The organism is Arsukibacterium sp. MJ3, from assembly GCF_000987765.1.
Lineage (GTDB): Bacteria > Pseudomonadota > Gammaproteobacteria > Enterobacterales > Alteromonadaceae > Alishewanella.
In genome coordinates this window covers 1-19,818 of record NZ_LAHP01000009.1, presented here as the reverse complement: position 1 = coordinate 19,818, position 19,818 = coordinate 1, and the positions used below count along the sequence as shown (strand labels likewise).

Genomic DNA, 19,818 nt, shown 5'->3' with positions numbered 1-19,818 from the left:
CGATGCGGCATATTGTCGCAGCAAAGCGGTAGTGGCCACATAAGAGTGGCCGTTTTACTATAAATGCCCACTGGCGATCACAGGTGTAACATAGTAACGAATGCCGCTATCGCCTGGCTTACTTGAGCGGCAGGTTCGTAAGTGCTGAATAACGACCTCGCGTAAGTCAGCATTTACAATCAGCTCTAAGCTAAACATCCGGCGATAGCCGACAACTTGCTCTAACTTATCAAACTGGCTGTTATGACGGCTGTGACCATCGATAGGAATGATTGTGAAACCGCTCAAGTCATCAAGCTCGAGCAAAGCATCCACAACTAAGTCTCGTAAATCCATTGGAAAAAAAACATGTAAAACTTCAAGATTTGTCATAACGGCCTCGTAAACGTGCATACATCAGTGGCAGTAAAAATAAGGTGGTGAGGGTTGATGTTATCAGGCCACCAATAACGACAATGGCCAGTGGTCGTTGAATTTCAGCCCCCGGACCGGTTGCCAGGGCTAACGGAATAAGCCCCAACATGGCGGTGGTGGCGGTCATAAGGATGGCCCGAAACCGATCACTGGCGCCGGTTATTACTAAGTCATTAATTGTAGAGAACCGTTGGTCGATACTCTGAAAATGCGAAAGCATAACCACGCCATTTAATACGGCCACACCTAACAAGGCAATAAACCCCACGGAAGCGGGTACAGACAAATATTCACCACTGATAAACAGCGCTAAAACGCCCCCCATTAATGCAAATGGAATATTGGCATACACTAAGCCCGCCACCGCTAATGAACGGAATGTGGTAAATAAAATTAGTACGATAACCAATAATACCAGCGGAACTATCGTCAGTAAGTTGTTGGTAGCACGCGCTTGATTTTCAAATTCGCCTCCATATTCAATGGTGTAACCACTTGGCAGCGGTAAGGTGGTATTGATACGTTGTTCCAGCTCCTCCACAAAGCCAACAATATCACGGCCACTAACGTTACTGGTCACCACCGCAAAACGGCTGCCGTTTTCCCGCTCAATTAAACTTGGACCAAACTGTGTTTCGATGGTGGCGACACTGGCCAAGGCGGCCACCGAGCCATCTGCTAAACTAATAGGAATTTGCGCCAGTTGCTCAAGATAAGTTACTTTCGTCTCACTTTGACTACTGCTAAACATTAAAGGCGTTTTAATTTTACCGGCGGTAATGTTGCCTACTTGTAAGCCGTCAACAAAAATTCTAAGCCTGCGTGACAACTCAGCCGTGGTAAGCTGGTTAAGTGCGGCCACTTCCTGACGTAAGCGAATATTAATAAATTCGCCGCCATCAATAATCGTGGTTTGCACATCGACGCTACCGTCAATTTGCTCGGCATGCTTGGCAATCTTATGCGCCAGCTCACTGAGTGTGGCAATGTCATCACCAAATACCTTTACTGCAACATCGCCAGAGGTGCCGGTAAGCATTTCAGAAACACGCATCTGAATCGGTTGGGTAAAATTAAAATTGATCCCCGGATACTGTTGCAAAATAACGCGGATCTTTGCAATTAACATGTTTTTACTTTCCACCTGCCAGGTTTTTGCCGGGTGTAACTGGATAAACATATCCGTTTCGTTCAGGCCCATGGCGTCCATACCCAGTTCATCAGAGCCAATACGCGCCACAATTTGCTTAATTTCTGGCACCTCGCGCAGCAACCGTTTACTAATTTGGCTATCCACTGCCAGAGACTCGGCTAAATTAACACCAGGGTGTTTCTCGAGCTGCACAATAAGATCACCTTCATCCAGGATTGGCATAAAGGTTTTACCAATGAAGGTTATCGTACCAGCTGCGACAATAAGCACCACTAGCGCAGTAATCAGCCAGGGCGTTGGCCGACCAATAACCTGCTTAAGTGCGTGTTGATAACGCTGTAACAACCATTGCAAAAAGCGTGGCGCCGGTTTAGCTGACACCTTTATGATACTAACCGCGAGCACCGGGATAACCGATAACGCCACAATTAATGATGCCAACATGGCAAACACAATAGTCATGGCGACCGGCGAAAATAATTTACCTTCCAGACCGGTTAGAAACAGTAACGGCGCAAAAACAATAATAACAATTGCAGTACCTGCCACCACCGGTTTTGCCACTGCCAACGTGGCGCGATAAACACGATGAGCGCGTGGCGCATGTTGTTGCTGCTGGCTTTGTGTAAGAATGTTTTCTACCACTACCACCGCCGCGTCAACCAGCATACCAATGGCAATGACGATACCACCAAGTGACATCAGGTTCGCAGTAATACCTACCTGATCCATCGCTAGAAAAGTCAGCGCTACCGCCAGCGGAATAGACACCGCAACCACTAACGCTGCCCGCACATCTGCCAGAAAAACGAACAGTACCAGCAGCACTAACATTACCGCGGCAAAAAGCGCTTCCAAAATGGTACTTACGGCAGTTTCAATCAGGCTGGCGCGATCATAAAAAACATTCAGTTCACTGCCCTCTGGTAAGGTCAGCGCAATTTGCTCAATTTTAATTTTTACTGCGTTGACAACATCACTGGTATTCGAACCTTTAAGGGAGATAATCATCGCCTGAGCAGTCTCTTCACCATTGTGGGTTACCCCGCCAAAGCGCGCCAAGTGCCCCATGCTAACGTTACCCAGTTGCTCAAGACGCAACAACTCATTACTGGCTGATTGAATGGTAAGTTGGCCAAGATCATATGCATCGTGCAGCTTACCTTCTGTGCGAATAACCAGTGTGCTGGTACCACTGTTGATGCGGCCAACACTGCCATTTACATGATGCTGTTGTAACCAGGTAATCAGTTGCTCTAAGCCAATACCCACTTGTTGTAAGCGTTGCAAATCAGGGGTGAATTCGTAAGTCTGGACATAGCCGCCCATAGTGGTCACTTCTGCCACCCCTGGCACCGTGCGTAATAATGGACGAATTTGCCAGTCTAAAACATGCCGACGCTCAGTCAGAGTCAAGTTAGGGTTGTCATAGCTAAACATAAATATTTCACTAAGCGGGGTGCTCATGGGTGCAATGCCGCCCTCGACATTATCGGGTAGGCTGCCCCACACACCGGCAAGGCGCTCACTGACTTGCTGTCTGGCCCAGTAAATATCAGTACCCTCAGCAAAATCAATGGTAATAGAGGTTATCGCGTATTTAGTGGTAGAGCGTAGTATGCTTTGATCAGGTATACCGAGCAATTCGGTTTCGATCGGTTGGGTAATTTGTGCTTCCACTTCAGCGGTTGTCATGCCGGGAGCGCGAATAATCAGTTTTACCTGCGTCGGCGAAATATCTGGAAAAGCATCAATGGGTAAGCGCTGCCAGGCTTGCACAGCAAGTGCAATAATCAGCGCCGTCATCGCCAGCACAAATATCTTTTGGGTCAGCATAAAACGAATTAGTGCAGCCATTATTCGCCTCCTAAACCTAGGTAATGGCCGTACACTGCACTAACCGATTGTGACAGCACTTCAGTCGCGCTGCTAAACTCACCGCTCTGTACCCAAAAGGCATCTATTTCTTTGGCAATAATCGTAACCGGCACTAAGCGCAGCGTGGAGGTTGTTTTCATCCAGACATGTTGCTGGCTGTCATGCCGAACAATACTGCTACTGGGCACCCGATACACGGCTTGTGCATAAATCGGCAGCACACTGAGTTGTTGCTGCCAGTTTACCTGACAGGTTATGGCTGAAATTAGTGGCGCACTCCACCATATACGACTAAAGCCCTGACTCATCGTGTCAATGCGAGCGATCGGCAATTGGCAATCATTAAAACGAACTGCAGCAGGCCGCGCCTGTTGATCAGATATCGCCCCGCGCAAACGAATGTGCTCTGGTGCCATCATACGAAATAACGCAGAGTCTGACGATTCTGCCGCAAGCACCACGCCGGCAATGGGTGCGCTTATAGTAATCTGTAAGCGGTCTGCTCGAATGGCACTAATCCGCTCATAGAAATGGTCTAAATGTTCAAAATCAAGTAAAGCATTTTGATAGGTTAAACTAAGCTCTTGCCAGGCGCTGGAACTAATCGCTTTCTGTTCAAATAGCCGCTGGTTATCGTCATAGCGTGTTTTCACTAGCTGAAAATAGGTTTTACGCGTGTCGTATTCGGTTAAAAAGTGCTGTACTTCTGCCCCCTCTAGCTGCAAAACAGGTTGCCCTTGCTTGACTAAGGTACCTGGTTGCTCTAACCACAACATAGCCGCATTTTCAATGACCCGACCAATCGGCATGGCACTATTGGGGTAAGCAGCAACTTGTGCGCTAACATGTTGGCCAGCAAAATCAGTTGCTGCCGTTACTATTGCATAACGAAGCGCTAAGGCACCTAAATCGTTGATAGCCACTTCTGCTGACTGCAGCGCCATACTTGGTAAGCTTAGAGAAAATATAATAGCCATGGTGCTTAAACGGTGCGCTAAAAAATGGCTCATAACATTACTCCGGCAGCCTGATTTAACATAGAAATGGCTTGTTGCACTTGCACCTCAAGTAAGGCAAGTTGTAATTCTGCCTGCAATAATTGTTGCAAACGTTGCTGGGCAATATCTGGGCTAATTTCCTGATATTCCAGCAGCAACAGCAAATTGGCTTTTGCCTGTTGGCGCAAGGTGTCATTGCTGCTTAACAATATTAATTGCGCTTTCAGAGCTTGCAATTCAACGCGTGTCGTCTGTTGTTGTTGCGTGATATCACGTTGAGCGTCGCTGTAATTGTCTAACCACTGTTGGTAGTTCAATTGGTAATTACTGTGGTCTAACTGGCTTATTTGCTGACCAAAACTTAACGGTACGTCTAGCTGCACACCAATTTGCTTGTCATCAACACCTGCTGTACTAACCTGTTTAACACGAGTGGTAATTTGCCAAGCGGCATTCGCTGCAGTATTGGCTCGCCGTTGCAACTGCAGTTGTTGCTCTTGCAATATTAACAGGCGTAAACGTGGATGCTGCGACAGTGCTGACTGAGTAAACTCGACCTCACGAACCTGCGTTGGTATCGTTTGCTGGCCAGTTAACTGCTGTAATTGCTGCTGCGCTTTCAACAGCTGCTTTTCGCTATGAATCACTTCTAGCTGCAGTTCAGTTAAACCTTGCTGATATAAATACTGATGATAAACATTCAATTCACTTCCGCTATTTATTGTTTGTAACTTCGCCAAAAAACGCTGATAAAGCGCTAACTGCTCAGCCAAAACCTGCTGCCTCGTTTGCTCGAGAGTAATTGCCCAAACATGATCGCGGATCATGCCACTGGCAAACCAGCGCCGATAACTTAGCAAGCTCGCACGTAAACCTTGTTCATTATTCAGTAACTCGTCGTCGAGCTGTGCTCGTGCCGGGCTTTTTAGTGGTAGCGTTAATGCTAGCTCTATTTCGTCGCTGCCACCTGCGGTTTGGCTTTGTAACAATGCAGTCGACAGTGTTGGTGCATCCGCTAACCAGCTGGATATCCACGACGCTGGTGCATGAATCGCCTGACGTTGCAAAGCGGCTTCAGCGGCATCAGTAAGTTGCAACAAACTTTCAGCAGGAGGTGTTACCGAATCGACGGCAGCAGCAGTTAAGCCAGCAAACAGGCATATCAGCAGTGTGATCAAGTGGGCCGTTTTTTTAAATAACCCTGAGATAAATATCATAATTAGTTCCAAATAATACAGTCGTTATGCCGCCATGGTAAAACACAACAATTAAGCATTTCTTAAGATCGCCTGGAAAAGACCAAGCTGTTTTCGTGGTATTAGCACAGGACTTGCGCGGTAAAAAGTCACACTTTTAGCATAGTGATACCCTAATCAAAAAAGTAGATTAGCACAATCTAAATTATTTATTTCCAAAAGTTATAAGCTTATTCTATATTGGCATATCAAAGTGAGTAACCAAACAATCAAAATAACAGAGGCAATCAACATGAACGAAGCAGTAGTAACTTTCCCACAATTGAACCAAGCTGCACCGGCTTTTAATGCTAAAACGACTCATGGCATAAAGACCCTGGAAGATTATAAAGGCAAGTGGCTGGTATTATTTTCACATCCAGCTGATTTTACCCCGGTATGCACCACTGAATTTATCGGCTTTGCTACCCGGGCAGAGCAGTTTGCTGCTTTAAACTGCGAACTGTTAGGTTTGTCAATTGACAGTGTCCATTCACACATTGCCTGGGCACGCAGCATAGAACAAAATTTTGGGGTGAAAATCACTTTTCCTATCATTGCCGACTTATCAATGGCAGTGGCCAAGGCTTACGGCATGATCCAGCCGGGAGCTAGTGATACCGCAGCAGTTCGAGCGACGTTTATTATTGATCCAAATGGTATTTTGCGAGCAATGGTCTACTACCCGATGAGTAATGGTCGTAGTATTGATGAGTTTTTACGGGTACTTAGAGCATTGCAAACCAGCGATGAACATAAAGTAGCCACACCTGAAAACTGGCAGCCAGGTGACGACGTTATTGTCCCGCCACCGGCTACCTCGGCTGACGCTGACATACGCAAAGACCAGGGTTATAACTATGTAGACTGGTATTACAGCACTAAGACACTTTAATTTACCAGCATAAGATTTGATAAGGGGGCTAATTGCCCCTTTACTTTTGTTGGCTGGCGGGTTGGTTTAAAGTATCGCTTTCAATACGGCCATCTACCAGATTAATAGTACGATCACAGGCGGCGGACAAGCGCGGATCATGGGTGACCAGCAGTACCGCACAGTCGCGCTCACGATTTACTTTGTGAAACAACTCAAACACTTCCGCTGCAGTGCGGGTATCCAGGTTACCGGTGGGTTCGTCGGCCAATAGCAAGGCTGGCTCGGTTATCAGCGCACGGGCAATCGCCACCCGCTGTTGCTGGCCACCCGACAATTCATTAGGTTTGCGGTTGGCAAACTTTTCCAGACCAACCGCCGCCAGTAACTCACGCGCCTGCTGCACTGCCAGTTTGTCTGGCTTACCCCGGCTTAGCATTAACGGCATTAGCACATTATCTAATGCGGTAAACGCTTGAATTAAGTGGTGAAACTGAAACACAAAACCAATGCTGCTGCCACGAAGCGCAGTTCGCGCCGCATCATCCATGGCGCTGGTGGCCTGCCCCAGTAAATACAGCTCACCACTGCTTGGCTGATCCAGTAAGCCAAGCAAATTTAACAAGGTACTTTTACCCGAGCCAGACGGACCAACCAGTGCGGCAAAGTCGCTGCGGCCAATAACCACATCAATACCATGCAACACCTCTATTTCGTTAGGCTGGCCTACGTTATAGGATTTACGCAGCCCCTCCAAACGTAGCACTGTCATAGCATCATCAGACATAACGAATTGCCACTACAGGGTCGAGTGCCGCCGCCCGGCGCGATGGTACAGCGGCAGCGAGTATCCCGGTTAACGTTGCCAGCAACATTGCCATTAGCAGCAATGATGCCGGTATCGGTATAAAAAACAAACCAGGCCCAAAGGTGTTAAACACCCACACCAGCAGGTAACTGGCGGCACTGCCTAAAACAGAGCCTAATAAACCAAACACTGCCCCCTGAATAAGAAAAATACGCAAAATTTGCTGGCGGGTAGCGCCAGTAGCACGCAAAATGCCAATTTCGCGGGTACGTTGCACCACACTAACCGACAGCACGCTGGCAATGCCAAAGGCCACCGAAATGGCTACAAAGACGATAATCATATTGGTAGACAGACTTTGTGCGGTTAACGCGTTCATCAGTTGGGCGTTGGTTTTAATCCAGCTTTCGGCTTGCAATGACGTTAAGCGCCCTACCTGCGCCGCGATGTCTTCTGCAGCAAAAATATCAGCGACTGTCAGGTCAATTACCGTGATGCCGCCAGGCAGGTTTAGCAATGCTTGTGCTTGTTTTAAATCCAGATAAACGTAGCGTGCGTCCAGCTCGCGCACACCCAACTCGAAAATACCGGCAATATTCACCACCGCGCTATTCTGCTGGCCGGTATCTAGCCGCAGTTTATTACCCACTTGCACCCCAAGATCATCTGCCAATAAGCTGCCAATAACCGCATCGTTAGCACCAACCCGCAGTTGCCCACTTTGCATATAATCGTCAAGCGGTATAATTTTTTGATAACGTACCGGGTCTATACCAACCAATACCACTGACTGCAGCGCCTCGCCACGCCTGGCAAAGGCTGGGCCAGACACTACCGGCGACACGGCGGTTAGCAAGGATAATTGATCTAACGTCGCGCTTACCTGCTGCCAGTTATTGATTGAGCGCAGCCGCTGTGCCCGTTTATCTTCCAATAGCAGCTGCATGGTGCCCGCTGCGGGTGGCAACACCTGGTTAATTTCATCTGGTGACAACAACCTTATATGCGCCTGAGTACCGAGAGTGCGCTCAATAATATTCACTTGCAGCCCCTGAATTAACGCGGTAACAAACACGATAACCGCCACACCTACTGCCACTCCTATGGCGATCATCAGTGACTGCGCCCGCCCTTCACGTAAAAAACTGATGGCAATAGTCCACTCAGTCCATAAGCGCCCGAATACACCGGTCAATTTAGTTTTACCGGTAATTCATTGCGGGTAGTGGGGTCGTTCGCGTTATTGCTTTGCGGTGTTTGCAACAATGTTGGTGCCAGTAGCATGCGTACCCGCGAGCCTTCGTCTAATGGTAACTCCGCATCAGATAACACCTTATCGCCAACGTTAAGCCCGCTGACAATTTCCGACATGGCCAGGCCACGCAACCCCAGAGTCACGCCTTGCCGATATACCTTGCCCGCCCGCAGCAAAAGTACCTGCGCTTGATCACCCTGTATTGCGCCCAGCGCATCATTGGGCAGTACCACTGCCTGCTGGCGCCGGCCAGTTTCGATATTAACCGATACGGTCATGTCCTGGCGCAAAAAATCGGGCACCGGGTCTACCGTTAGCCTTACCTCGACGGTACCGCGCTGCGCATCAATACTCGGGGCAATAAAATTAACATAGGCAGCAAAAGGGTTTTCCGGATACGCATCAGCAACCGCTTGTGCGGGTTGTTGTAATGCCAGTCGCGATAAATTACGCTCATCCAACGGAACCAGCAGCTCGGTGCTGCCTGCCAGAGCAATAGTAAATAATACCTTGCCGGGCTGCACCAGATCGCCTGGTTCGGCATTGCGGGTTAGCACGGTACCGCTTACTTCAGCGCGCACCAGCGTTTTAGCTAACTGCGCCTGCAAAGCAGCTAGCTGCTGCTGCAATAACACTTCCTCAATGTTACCCGGCGCTAGCGCGGTTGCACTTAAGCGTGCCGCTCTCAAAGCATTGCCGGCTAAGCGTTCTGCCTGAACGGCTTGCTCTAGCGCCTCGGTCGATAACAGTGCACGCTGTGTTAAATCGTGGCGTCTTACTTGCTCCCGGCTGGCCTGTGCCAGCTGTATTTCAGCATTAGCTAACGCTACTGCTGCTTGAGGTCGCAAATGGGCGGCTAACTCGGTAAGTGCCGTCTCGGCCTGGCCCACCTGAGCGGTAATCTCATCTGCACGAAGCTGCAACAAGGCATCACCTTTGACAACATGGTCGCCTTCCTGCACAAAACGTTTTAGCACCACGGCGGTAATTTCACTGCTAACCTGGGTGCGCGACAACGTTACCACCCGCCCGGTAGCCACCACGGTTTGCACCAGTGGCATTGCTGTAACGGTGAAGCCGGCAAGTTGTGGCCCTTGCCACCAACGCAACATTCCAAAGGCTATGGCAAGCAACAGTATAATCAGCATCACAATGTTAAAGCGGGAAGCGCGCAAGAAATTCTCCAATTCAGGTTAAATGCGCTGCATAGCACTTAAAACCTTTTAGCTCAGCCCTAAGATAACCCAGCTTAACGCCTTAGAACATATGAAAGTTTTCGCTGGTAGAGGTTAGCTTAGCGCATAAAGTCATTGAGATAGCGTTAGTTTTACACTATCGTGGGCTGGACTACGAGTACTGAGCTGATGCTACATGCCATCAATGGCGCTAAAAAAATTCACACTGCCTTTTTGTTGCATCATATTATTTGCTGCTTTACAGCAACTTTATGCGGTCGAAAGGGCCCTTCTGATAGATTTTAATCTGTTCGACCGTTATGTCGAGCAGCATTCTGCTGCGCCGCTGCCTTTGTCAACGTCTTGGCAACAGCTGCTGCTTGATGCTTCGTCGTTACCGACTGAGCGTCAGCTTGCAGCGGTTAATACTTTTATGCATCAGTCTTTCAGTTATATTCCAGATATTTTGCAAAATGGTGTTGAAGATTATTGGGCTAGCCCGGCTGAAATGTTTGTTTCACAAAAAGGCGATTGTGAAGATTGGGCTATTGCCAGTTATGTCAGTTTACGGGCATTAGGAATACCAGATGCACAATTGCGTTTAGTGTATGTTCGGGCCCGGGTAGGGGCCGAACATAGTGGTTTAAGTCAGGCTCATATGGTATTGGCTTATTATCCTGAAGCAAACCAGGAGCCGCTAATTCTTGACAGCTTAATCCAAAATATTCTGCCGGCGTCAGCCAGAACTGATCTTACGCCGGTGTTTAGTTTTAATTCCACCGGGTTATGGGCTGGCAGCGGCAATCAAAAATCAAAACAAACTGCTACAGCGCGTTTATCCAGATGGCGCGACCTTGTGCAACGTTTAACGCTTCAAGGTATTGTATTGTAATGCCCAGCAAAAGTGGGTTAAGGGGTAAATAATGTCGCTTATTAAACAATTGTGGATCGCTATTATTGTTATCGTGCTGTTGGCCTTCGGCAGTAGCTTCTTTATTAGTGCTTATCAGACTAAAAATTACCTGGCTGAACAATTGCAAGTCAAAAATATTGATAATGCCACGGGCATAGCGTTAACGCTGTCACAAATGGATAAAGATCTCACCACATTGGAATTGATGCTCTCGGCTCAATTTGATACCGGATATTACCGTCGAATTGCCTTAAAAGATGTAGCAGGAAATACCGTTACGGAGTTTACCTTACCGGCACAACAAATTGCGGCACCCGATTGGTTTGTTAGCTTGCTTAATTTTGATATTAACCCTGGTATTGCCCAAATACAGGATGGATGGCAACGTTTTGGCAGCATAGAATTAGAAAGCCAAACTGATTATAGCCTAGTGGCTTTATGGCAGATAACCAAAAATTTAGCACTGGGTTTTCTGCTCATCGCCATGGTGTGTGGTGTTGTTGGCAGTGTATTGTTAAATCGTGTTCGTAAGCCCCTTAATCAAGTGGTTACTCAGGCGGAAGCATTAGGTAACCGGCAGTTTATCACTACAGATGAACCCGCAACATTTGAATTAAAGCGCCTGGTAGCCGCCATGAACCGCTTAACCGGCAGAGTTAGAGCTATGCTGGAGCAAGAGCAAAAACAACTTAATCGCCTGCAAAAGCAATATGAATTAGATACTGTTACCGGTGCCTTTAACCGGGAATATTGTGCCAGTTGGTTAGAGGGCTACTTTAACAACACAGAACGCCGTGAAATGAGCTGTGTATTTTTACTGCGCATAAATGACCTGCAAGCGATTAACTTGCAATTAGGCCATGCTGCAACAAACGTCTGGTTAAAACATCTGGTTGATGAAGTTCAGCACCATCATGGCGTTCGGCTAGTTAGCCGCTTAAACGGCAGTGATTTTTTTGTGGTGGTTGACCAATTAGACTCTACCGCTGAGCTTTGCCAGCAATTGATTACACAACTTAACGCGGCATGCTTAATTGAACCACAACATAAAACCGCCCCTATTTTACTGGTCGGTATTTCACTGGATGCGGTGAACAGCCGGCAGCAAACTCTGTCGCAATTAGATGCCATGTTGGTTGAGGTTGAAGCTTCGCCGCCAATGCAGACTAAAACGTTGCAAGAAGCGCAGCCACATAAAACCTTAGCCGATGCGACGGACTGGCTTAAAGCGCTGAAACACGCTATTAGCTCAGATGGTATTTCGTCAAAAACCTATCCGGTGCAGCTGCGTAACGGCAGTATAATGCATCAGGAAGCCATGCTAAGGATGAATATAAATTCACAGTGGTTATCTGCAGGCCAAATCTTGGGATGGGCCAGGCGCTACCAGTTTACCAGCCAGCTTGATACCGCCATGGTCAAGCGCGCCGTGCAACAACTTGCAGAAAATGCAGATATGAAGCTTGCGATAAACATATCTGATTTAACCTTAATTGATGTTACCGCTCACTATCAATTATTAACGATATTGCAGGCGCTACCCAAAGCTATTTGCCAACGGTTATCACTGGAATTTGATGAACGGCTGGTGGTTAAGCATCAACTGCTGTTTATCAATTTTACCTCCGCCTTAAAAGCCCTGGCAGTGAATGTAGGGTTACAAAAATGTGGTTACGCTATCGGCTCGATCAAAGATTTAGAAAAATTAGGCATCGATTATTTAAAAGTAGACTCGGCAATAGTGCTACGGTATCAATCACTTGACACAGCACAGCTACTGAGCGGGTTAATTAAACTGGCGCATACGTTAAGTTTAACGGTGATTGCTGAAGGTGTGGTCTGTGCTGCAGATGTTGACAGCTTACTGGCACTGGGCTTCGATGGCCTTACCGGCCCGGCTATTGGCTAGCCGTTATTCAGGGCATAAGGCTGTCATCTTCTTCTTCATTGAACAGCTGTAAGCTTCTCATGTTATGGCGTAAGGTTTTTCGATTTAATAACTTTTCCTGCGCGGCCATAGGCAGTTCGGTAAAGGTAATGGTGCCATTTGCAGTAAGTAACTCTACTAAATCTTCCAGTACACGGGCTAACTCTGCGTCAGAGTGTTGCAGCTTTTTACTATGGCTTAACTCTTTTTTTGCCAATTCATAAGCGGGAATATTTTTTTGCATAAAAAGCAGTAAATTGGGATCGTTATTTGATACATACTCTGGATATTCAACTGATTGCTCAGTACTTAATGCCACTATCTCATTATCACTTGCTCGCTTAACATACATAAAATTATTCCTCTAAAGCAGCAATATTAATTGCAACCTGTCTTTAATGCCCAGTTTAGCAAAGGTCGACGTCAGGTGTTGCTTTACCGTTCTTTCCGTAATGTATAACGTTGTTGCAATGTCTTTATTGCTACAACCTTGCCGGGCCAGACTGGCAACTTCATATTCTCTTTTTGATAAGCGCTGTTCAAAAGACGGCCAGCCATGCTGCGACGGCATAACTTTCGATAGAAAACGGTTCAGCTGATTAAGCAAAGACGCCGGGATCCATAACGCACCATTGCTTACTGCACTAACTGATTGCATTAAATTAGCACTGTTACTACCGGCATCTAAATAGCCTTTTGCCCCCTGCGTAAGGGCAACCTGCAACTCTGTCATGGATAATTGCTGGCTAATCACAATAATATGCTTGGTTGCCTGCAACTGTTGCAGCAGCGATTGCCAATCTTTCCGGGCACTGTGAATTAGCACCACCTCGCATTCTTGCAATGCCTGAGTATTGGCATCAGGAAAGGTATAAATTGCCGGCTGCCCGAAGGCTGAGCACCAGCTAGACGCTGTAAAACCTGGTGCAGTAAAAATTGCTACATTCGCCATTAAGCTATTATCTCTCTGTCATCGCGTTACTTTTTGCTCTGAGTAATGGCTTAAGTAAATAAGACAAAACCGTGCGTTTCCCGGTAACAATATCAACCTGAACCGTCATGCCCGGTAATATAGTTAACCGGTCATCGAGCTTTTGGCTAGCGGTACTTAGCCTGACCACGTAATAGGTGTTATCTTTTTCATCGGTTACTGTGTCGGCGCTAATATGGCTTACGCTGGCCTGCAAACCGCCAAATATTGCAAAGTCGTAAGCGCTAATTCTGATAGTGGCTTGCTGGCCTAGTTGAATAAAGGCAATGTCTCTGGGTGATATTCTGGCTTCGATAAGTAGTTTGTCATCTAACGGCACAATATCTAATATATCTCTGCCTGGCGTTAATACGCCGCCAACGGTATTGATATGCAACCGTTGAATGGTTCCCCTTATTGGAGACTTCACTTCGGCTTGTTGCACCATGTCTACCAGTCCGGTTTGCAATTCGGCTAAAGCAGCCAACCTCGAGCGCGAGTCAGACAATTGATTACGCCAACGATTCAACACCATCAACTTAATTTCTTTTAGCTTATTTCCAGCTTCTTGCAAGGCAGACTCGGCCCTGGCAACGTTTGCTTCAGCCCGCTTTTTTTCACCTGTTGCTCTGGCAACATCACGCTCTAGCCGCAAAATGTCAATGTCTGAAACTGCACCAGAGGCTCTTAATGGCTTGGTAACCGTTAATTCCTGATTAGTCAGTGCCAACGTCTGACTATATTGAAATTGGGCCGCTCTTGCTTCCACTAATTCTTGTTGCCGCTGTTGCTGTTGTTCAGCTTGTACTGCCAATTGCTCGTTCAGCTCCGCCAAACTATTACGGTATAGCTGTATTTCGTGTTGCAGGCGGGCGGGCGCTAGTATGTTCAATTCGTCAGGAAACTGAGGTTCGGTTTCGTTAGTCAGGGCAATCAGCCTGGCTACCTCAGCGGTAAGGGCATAGAACTGCGCTTTATTTTCAGCCAAGTTAGATGCCGAACGTGTTGAGTCAACAATTAACAACACCTGTCCGGCATCAACAATTTGTCCTTCACGCACCACAATATCAGTAACTAAACCACCATCAAGTGATTGGATAGTTTGTAATTGTTGCGAAGTAATAATCTTACCATCGCCTCTGGCTATTTCATCCAGTGGTGCAAAACCGGCCCACACCAGCAGCACGATAACGCAGATAGCAATAGCGTAAAGTAGCCGGCGAGCTGATAACGGCGCCTGGGCAATGCGTGCCCATTCAGCCTCACAAACCCAATCTTTAGAGAATTTTTCCGGGGCGTTACTCATGTGCTGGTACCCATGATTTTGCCTTGACGCAATGCTTCCATTACCGTGTCTTTGGGGCCATCAGCAATAATTTTGCCATTATCGATAACAATAATCCGGTTGGCTAACGCTAACAGCGGGCTACGATGGGTAATAAGCAATAATGTTTTACCTTGTGCATAGCCACCTAAATGCTTACGAAATGCCTCTTCGCTGCTATGGTCAAGCGCGGCAGTGGGTTCATCAAGCAACAATATAGGGGGGTCATTATATAAGGCCCGGGCAATGGCAACTATTTGCTTTTGGCCGCCCGACAAGTTTTGCCCCTTTTCTCCTACTTGCATCTCAAAGCCGGCCGGATGTTGGCTAAGCAGGTGATTTAAGCCAGAGATATTACACACATTAAGAAAATGCTCGGCGCTTTTGGTTGCAGCCGCAAGTTCAATGTTATAACGCAGCGTACCTCTGAACAACGTAATGTCTTGTGGCACATAACCAATGTTATTTCTGACTTGATGAATGTCTAGCTGGTTAATATCAATGCCGTCTAACAGCACTTGTCCTTCGGTTGGCTCATGCAAGCCTAAGATTAATTTTTCTAAGGTTGATTTACCAGAACCATTGCGGCCTAAAATAGCCACATGCTCGCCTGGTTCTATACTAAAACTGACATTTTGCAAGGACGGTAAATCACCATCCTGATAACTAAAGCTAACGCGTTTAAATTCTATTTTACCTTGCAACACTGGCTTACTAATGGTTTTACGGCTGACATCTTGTTCCGATTGATACTGCATCAGCACATTTAAATTTTCAAACGCCGATGACGCATAGTGAAATTGCGCTAATAACCCTGCGGCCTGGCTCACTGGCGCTAATGCTCTTGATGACAACAAAAACACCGCAATTAAACTACCCTGAGTGAGGTTGCCAGCAATAAGTAAATACACACCAACAATTATGACCGCAACCCCGGCTAATTGCTGAATAAACGCCGTGAAATTGCTGACAGAAGCAGACACGGAGCGCATTTTGGCACTATTGTGTGCACAACTTAACGACAACTGCTCCCAATTATGTTGAATATCGGTTTTAACATTGCTCGACTTTGCCGTTTCCAGCGAGCCAATTGCTTCAATTAATGTGGAATTTCGCTCTGCTGCAGACTTAGCTGACTCATCAGACAGAAATTTAAGTTTACGCTGTGCAAAATAAGCATAAATTAGCGAGATAATAGCCCCAACAATAATAGGAACAAGTAAAGGCAAACTAATCAGGCCAATAACTACGCAATACAACAACACAAAAGGTAAATCGGCCAATGCCACAATAGTTAACGACCCGATAAAACTTCTAACCGATTCAAATGACTGAACAATAGAAGCGAAAGATCCGGTTGATTGCGGTCGATATTTCAACTTCATCGACAACACTTTATCCATAATAGCGGACGACAGCATTACATCTGTTTTGCTGGCAGCTAAATCAACGAAGTGATGTCTTAATGATTTTAAAACTAAATCCGCTATTAGTACTAAAGTAATTCCCGACGCCAGGATCCACAAGGTGTGAGTCGCCATATTAGGAACCACCCTGTCGTACACATTCATGACAAACATCGGCATAGACAGTGCAAAAAGGTTAATTAATACCGCAGCCAGTAACACATCCCGATACAGCGAACGATTTTGTTTAATAACCCCCCAAAACCAATGTAAATGTGCAGGCAACTTAAAATGGTTAGTTTTTTCTTCTGCATCGGTTTTGGGGCGAACGTAAAATACAGTACCCGCATAAACGTTACTAAGCTGTTCAAGAGTAATAGTTAAGACACTCTGAGGTAGCTCCGGGTAGCTAATTACCGCCTGTTTGGTAATGTGGTCAATACTGTGAATTAAACAGGCTTTGTTGTCTTGCAGCGTTAAAATAGCCGGTAGCAGGGCAGCGTTAAGCTGTTGCAGTGGTCGTTGTAGTATTTTCGAGGCCAGTTTGGCTCTGTCTGCAGCCCGATTAAAAACAGCAGGGCTTAGCATGTTGTTAGTAAGCGGCAGGCCGCTGATTAGCGCGGCCGGGCTTACAGCATGATGATGAAATTCACATATATACAGTAATGCTTCAAAAAGCGGCCCACCGGTATGTTGGTTATCTGGTATCAATGAGCTACTTCCTATCGCTATATTTTATTATTCGCCCCGACGAACTGAACTCTCATCCTTGGCACGCACAATGGCTTCTATCCGGCGATTTAAATTGTGCGCCGCATCGGTATCGGCTTTAGACAACACTTGGCTTGACCCATAACCCTTAGTCGCAATTCGCCCTTCATCTATACCAAACTTAGTAACCAGCAACTCTTTCACGGCATCGGCACGTTGTTGCGACAAAATATCGTTATACCAGGAGGCGCCTTGTAATGAAGTATGTCCCTGAATTTCAGTGTTGGTATTGGGATAACGCTGCAAAAAAGCAGCAAAATTTGCGATATCAGGTAAGTTTTGCTCACTAATGTCAGAAGAGTTATGACCAAACTTTACGTCTAAAGTGAAATTAACCATCGTTTCAGTAAATATTGAGCACCCTTTTTCATCTACCTTGTCAGTCTCAGGCGTATTAGGGCAATAGTCAGCTGCGTCTTTAACTGAATCGTTGTCGGCATCATTATCCATCTGCAAGCTGCTATATACATCGATAGCTGGGCAGGCAGTGGCAGGATCTACCGTCAGCTTTTCTGCTCCTAAGTCAGTTAACGAAGGCCAGGTACTGGAAGCTAAACCTAAGGTGTTAAGTAAACTACCCATCCCTGCCAGTGTTCTGGCATTTGCCACACTTAAACTGAAGTTAGCGGCCAGATAGGCTCTGCTGGCTTGAAAAAACTCATTTTCCGAATCCAACACATCTAATAAAGAACGTTGTCCTATATCAAATTGCTGTTTATATGCTGTTCTTACTTTGTCAGAAGATAATCGGTGTTGATTTAACAACGGCAACTGTTCAAAAAGCTTGCTGCCGTCATTGTAAGCAACCTGAATGGTTTGCCGAATATTTAAGCACGCTTGATCTCTGAGTTCCTGCGCCAAGTTTATTTCTGCATAAGCACGTTTTAACGTAGCAGAGTTTCGACCGCCGCTGTAAAAATTGTATTTTAACTCAATACCCACTCTAGCTTCGTTTTGATCTGTTTGTACGCCAATATCAGAGTAATTTTGAAAACCATAACTTCCAACCAGATTAACAGTGGGTTTAAAGTTAGACTTTTCTGCCTGAGCCGCAAACTCAGCTGCCTTAATATTTCGCAGAGCCGCATGGTAAGCAGGGCTGACTTGATAGGCTTGTAGCAAAGCCTGAGAAACGGTGTCTGGTAATGCATCCGGGATAACCACATCATTCATTACCTCTGATGGCAACACCCCCACTATTCTTAAATAGCGGGTGGTGACATCGTGCAAGTTTGATGTTTCAGTTATTAAGTTACTTTGCGCTAGGGACACCCGGCCACTTATTTGCTCTAAATCAGCTAATTTAGCCACACCTGCTTTAGCACTACTTTCAATTTGGCGATAAACTTCAAAATGCTTATTTAAATTATTTTGAGCAAGTGCTACCAGTTTGCGTTGCGCAAGCACATCCTGATAGGCCCTGAAGGCCTCTAACGCGACATTTTCAGCTGTTTCTAACAGATTAAAATAAGCAACTAATTGAAAATTAGAAAATCTATTTACCTCAGAGCGGGTCCTGCTACCATCGTACAACATTTGGGTAAGTGTAAGTCTGGCATAAGCACCATCGTATTCCCTGATAAAACCATAATCTTGTTTTTGATATTGATATCCCACCGAGCCATCAACTGACGGCTTATAACCTGCACGGGCAGCATTAACATTTTCGCCTGCAGCCAAAAACTCATACCATTTTGCTAAAACATCAGGGTTTTTTTCAATTGCGATTTTTGCTGCTTCCTGCACGGTAGCAGCAGAATAGCTTGGTGCAGCGATGGCGATTAAGATAATAAATAAAACGGATTGAAATACTTTTAAAGAGTTTACTGCTCTCACTTTTATTGAATCCTTCAAATAACAAAATACTGAATTGCGCAAATTATATCCTACAGTACAGGTGGTTGGCTACAAAAGGCGATAAACCGACTGAACGTTTTTTAAACTGTACTCAGGTCCAATAGTTTCAATTGTTGTGATGCCTTAACATATCAATTGAAATATTTAATTTATGGAATTTATTTATGTCAAAAATCGTTGCTCAAGTTGTTGAAGGTATCGTCGAAGTGCAAGCTGCTAACGGTGAAATAAGAGTTTTGCAGCAGGGTGAGACACTAATGCCCGGTGATACTGTTATTACTTCTGACAACGGCAAGGTTGTGTTGGCATATTTAGATGAAACTGTTGCTGTTGCAGAGAATCAGCAAATTGTTATTTCAGATAGTTGGCTGCAAGCCGACACAACAGCAGAAGACTCCGAGGTTAACCTTGATTCTGCTGCAGATATTTTGGCTGTGCTAGATGAAGAAGGTGATTTACTGGAGCAATTTGAAGCTACCGCTGCCGGCGGCGCCGGCTCTGCTGAAAATAGCGGTAATAGCTTTGTAAGGCTTACCAGGATTGTCGAACTTAATGATGCTACCTTATTAACTCCTGGCTCATTTGTAGCGCAAGCTCTTGCAGTTGATACGCCGATAAATGCAGCAGTTGTTGCCATTGATGATGAGCCAACAAATACACCCGCTGTTATTCAAGTCAATAACATTACCGCCGATGATATCGTTAATGCCGCTGAAGCTGCAGGTACTATTACCGTAACGGGCACGGCTACTGGCGGCGACATTGCCCCAGGCGATGTGGTCACCATGGTAATTAATGGCGTAACCTACACCACTACCGTACAAGCCGATGGTAGCTGGTCAGTTGATGTGGCTGGTAGC

General features: G+C 46.1%; 16 protein-coding genes. 4 read left to right on the top strand and 12 right to left on the bottom strand.

Annotated features, from left to right (window positions below; genetic code table 11):
- Positions 1-57: 57 nt before the first annotated feature.
- From VT06_RS08365 to VT06_RS08350, 4 genes are read right to left on the bottom strand one after another with little or no spacing between them, the layout of a single operon-like run.
- Positions 58-372, bottom strand: a complete 315-nt coding sequence (locus VT06_RS08365; RefSeq protein WP_046553845.1) for a DUF3240 family protein — start codon at positions 370-372, stop codon at positions 58-60.
- Positions 359-3,424 (bottom strand): efflux RND transporter permease subunit, encoded by a 3,066-nt coding sequence (locus tag VT06_RS08360; protein WP_200897942.1) that lies wholly within the window; start codon positions 3,422-3,424, stop codon positions 359-361. Before VT06_RS08360 ends, VT06_RS08365 begins: the two co-directional genes overlap by 14 nt.
- Positions 3,424-4,455, bottom strand: coding sequence for a hypothetical protein (locus VT06_RS08355; RefSeq protein ID WP_046553843.1), 1,032 nt, complete (start codon positions 4,453-4,455; stop codon positions 3,424-3,426). Before VT06_RS08355 ends, VT06_RS08360 begins: the two co-directional genes overlap by 1 nt.
- Positions 4,452-5,660, bottom strand: coding sequence for a TolC family protein (locus VT06_RS08350; RefSeq protein ID WP_046553842.1), 1,209 nt, complete (start codon positions 5,658-5,660; stop codon positions 4,452-4,454). Before VT06_RS08350 ends, VT06_RS08355 begins: the two co-directional genes overlap by 4 nt.
- Before the next feature lie 271 nt (positions 5,661-5,931).
- On the opposite strand from VT06_RS08350, the gene VT06_RS08345 reads away from it, so the two are divergent.
- Positions 5,932-6,573 carry a peroxiredoxin gene (locus VT06_RS08345; RefSeq protein ID WP_046553841.1) on the top strand — a complete coding sequence of 214 codons (642 nt, stop codon included), beginning with the start codon at positions 5,932-5,934 and terminating at the stop codon, positions 6,571-6,573.
- A 40-nt stretch (positions 6,574-6,613) separates the two neighbouring features.
- Here VT06_RS08345 and VT06_RS08340 read toward each other — a convergent pair whose 3' ends face one another.
- Genes VT06_RS08340 through VT06_RS08330 form a run of 3 tightly spaced genes read right to left on the bottom strand, consistent with a single transcriptional unit; the run spans position 6,614 to position 9,790 of the window.
- Positions 6,614-7,339 (bottom strand): ABC transporter ATP-binding protein, encoded by a 726-nt coding sequence (locus tag VT06_RS08340; protein WP_046553840.1) that lies wholly within the window; start codon positions 7,337-7,339, stop codon positions 6,614-6,616.
- A complete protein-coding gene (locus VT06_RS08335) occupies positions 7,332-8,555 on the bottom strand; it encodes an ABC transporter permease (protein WP_152658998.1) in 1,224 nt (407 codons plus the stop codon). The genes VT06_RS08340 and VT06_RS08335 overlap by 8 nt, the downstream gene beginning before the upstream one ends.
- On the bottom strand, positions 8,552-9,790 hold the full coding sequence (locus VT06_RS08330) for an efflux RND transporter periplasmic adaptor subunit (protein WP_046553839.1): 1,239 nt from the start codon (positions 9,788-9,790) through the stop codon (positions 8,552-8,554). The genes VT06_RS08335 and VT06_RS08330 overlap by 4 nt, the downstream gene beginning before the upstream one ends.
- A 196-nt stretch (positions 9,791-9,986) precedes the next feature.
- On the opposite strand from VT06_RS08330, the gene VT06_RS08325 reads away from it, so the two are divergent.
- Positions 9,987-10,682 carry a transglutaminase-like cysteine peptidase gene (locus tag VT06_RS08325; RefSeq protein ID WP_052750203.1) on the top strand — a complete coding sequence of 232 codons (696 nt, stop codon included), beginning with the start codon at positions 9,987-9,989 and terminating at the stop codon, positions 10,680-10,682.
- Positions 10,683-10,713: 31 nt separating this feature from the next.
- Complete coding sequence (locus VT06_RS08320) at positions 10,714-12,612, top strand: LapD/MoxY N-terminal periplasmic domain-containing protein (protein WP_046553838.1); 1,899 nt, start codon at positions 10,714-10,716, stop codon at positions 12,610-12,612.
- Positions 12,613-12,619: 7 nt separating this feature from the next.
- Here the strand turns inward: VT06_RS08320 and VT06_RS08315 are convergent, their stop codons facing one another.
- Genes VT06_RS08315 through VT06_RS08295 form a run of 5 tightly spaced genes read right to left on the bottom strand, consistent with a single transcriptional unit; the run spans position 12,620 to position 18,937 of the window.
- Entirely contained in the window at positions 12,620-12,982 is a 363-nt protein-coding gene (locus tag VT06_RS08315; RefSeq protein WP_046553837.1) for a hypothetical protein, read from the bottom strand.
- 12 nt (positions 12,983-12,994) lie between these two features.
- The gene (locus tag VT06_RS08310) at positions 12,995-13,582 is read right to left on the bottom strand and encodes a response regulator transcription factor (RefSeq protein ID WP_052750202.1); all 588 of its coding nucleotides are present in this window, start codon (positions 13,580-13,582) and stop codon (positions 12,995-12,997) included.
- 7 nt (positions 13,583-13,589) lie between these two features.
- Entirely contained in the window at positions 13,590-14,906 is a 1,317-nt protein-coding gene (locus VT06_RS08305; protein WP_046553836.1) for an HlyD family type I secretion periplasmic adaptor subunit, read from the bottom strand.
- Complete coding sequence (locus tag VT06_RS08300) at positions 14,903-17,041, bottom strand: type I secretion system permease/ATPase (protein WP_046553835.1); 2,139 nt, start codon at positions 17,039-17,041, stop codon at positions 14,903-14,905. Before VT06_RS08300 ends, VT06_RS08305 begins: the two co-directional genes overlap by 4 nt.
- Before the next feature lie 27 nt (positions 17,042-17,068).
- Positions 17,069-18,937: a TolC family outer membrane protein gene (locus tag VT06_RS08295; protein WP_046553834.1), complete on the bottom strand. Its 1,869-nt coding sequence runs from the start codon at positions 18,935-18,937 to the stop codon at positions 17,069-17,071.
- 185 nt (positions 18,938-19,122) lie between these two features.
- Here VT06_RS08295 and VT06_RS08290 point away from each other — a divergent pair.
- A partial coding sequence (locus tag VT06_RS08290) for a retention module-containing protein (RefSeq protein WP_046553833.1) occupies positions 19,123-19,818 on the top strand: 696 nt, incomplete at its 3' end.

Excerpts from the sequence above, each read along its gene's own strand:
- VT06_RS08365 (WP_046553845.1), bottom strand. The coding sequence starts at position 372 with ATGACAAATCTTGAAGTTTTACATGTTTTTTTTCCAATGGATTTACGA.
- VT06_RS08360 (WP_200897942.1), bottom strand. The coding sequence starts at position 3,424 with ATGGCTGCACTAATTCGTTTTATGCTGACCCAAAAGATATTTGTGCTG.
- VT06_RS08355 (WP_046553843.1), bottom strand. The coding sequence starts at position 4,455 with ATGAGCCATTTTTTAGCGCACCGTTTAAGCACCATGGCTATTATATTT.
- VT06_RS08350 (WP_046553842.1), bottom strand. The coding sequence starts at position 5,660 with ATGATATTTATCTCAGGGTTATTTAAAAAAACGGCCCACTTGATCACA.
- VT06_RS08345 (WP_046553841.1), top strand. The coding sequence starts at position 5,932 with ATGAACGAAGCAGTAGTAACTTTCCCACAATTGAACCAAGCTGCACCG.
- VT06_RS08340 (WP_046553840.1), bottom strand. The coding sequence starts at position 7,339 with ATGTCTGATGATGCTATGACAGTGCTACGTTTGGAGGGGCTGCGTAAA.
- VT06_RS08325 (WP_052750203.1), top strand. The coding sequence starts at position 9,987 with ATGCCATCAATGGCGCTAAAAAAATTCACACTGCCTTTTTGTTGCATC.
- VT06_RS08320 (WP_046553838.1), top strand. The coding sequence starts at position 10,714 with ATGTCGCTTATTAAACAATTGTGGATCGCTATTATTGTTATCGTGCTG.
- VT06_RS08315 (WP_046553837.1), bottom strand. The coding sequence starts at position 12,982 with ATGTATGTTAAGCGAGCAAGTGATAATGAGATAGTGGCATTAAGTACT.
- VT06_RS08310 (WP_052750202.1), bottom strand. The coding sequence starts at position 13,582 with ATGGCGAATGTAGCAATTTTTACTGCACCAGGTTTTACAGCGTCTAGC.
- VT06_RS08305 (WP_046553836.1), bottom strand. The coding sequence starts at position 14,906 with ATGAGTAACGCCCCGGAAAAATTCTCTAAAGATTGGGTTTGTGAGGCT.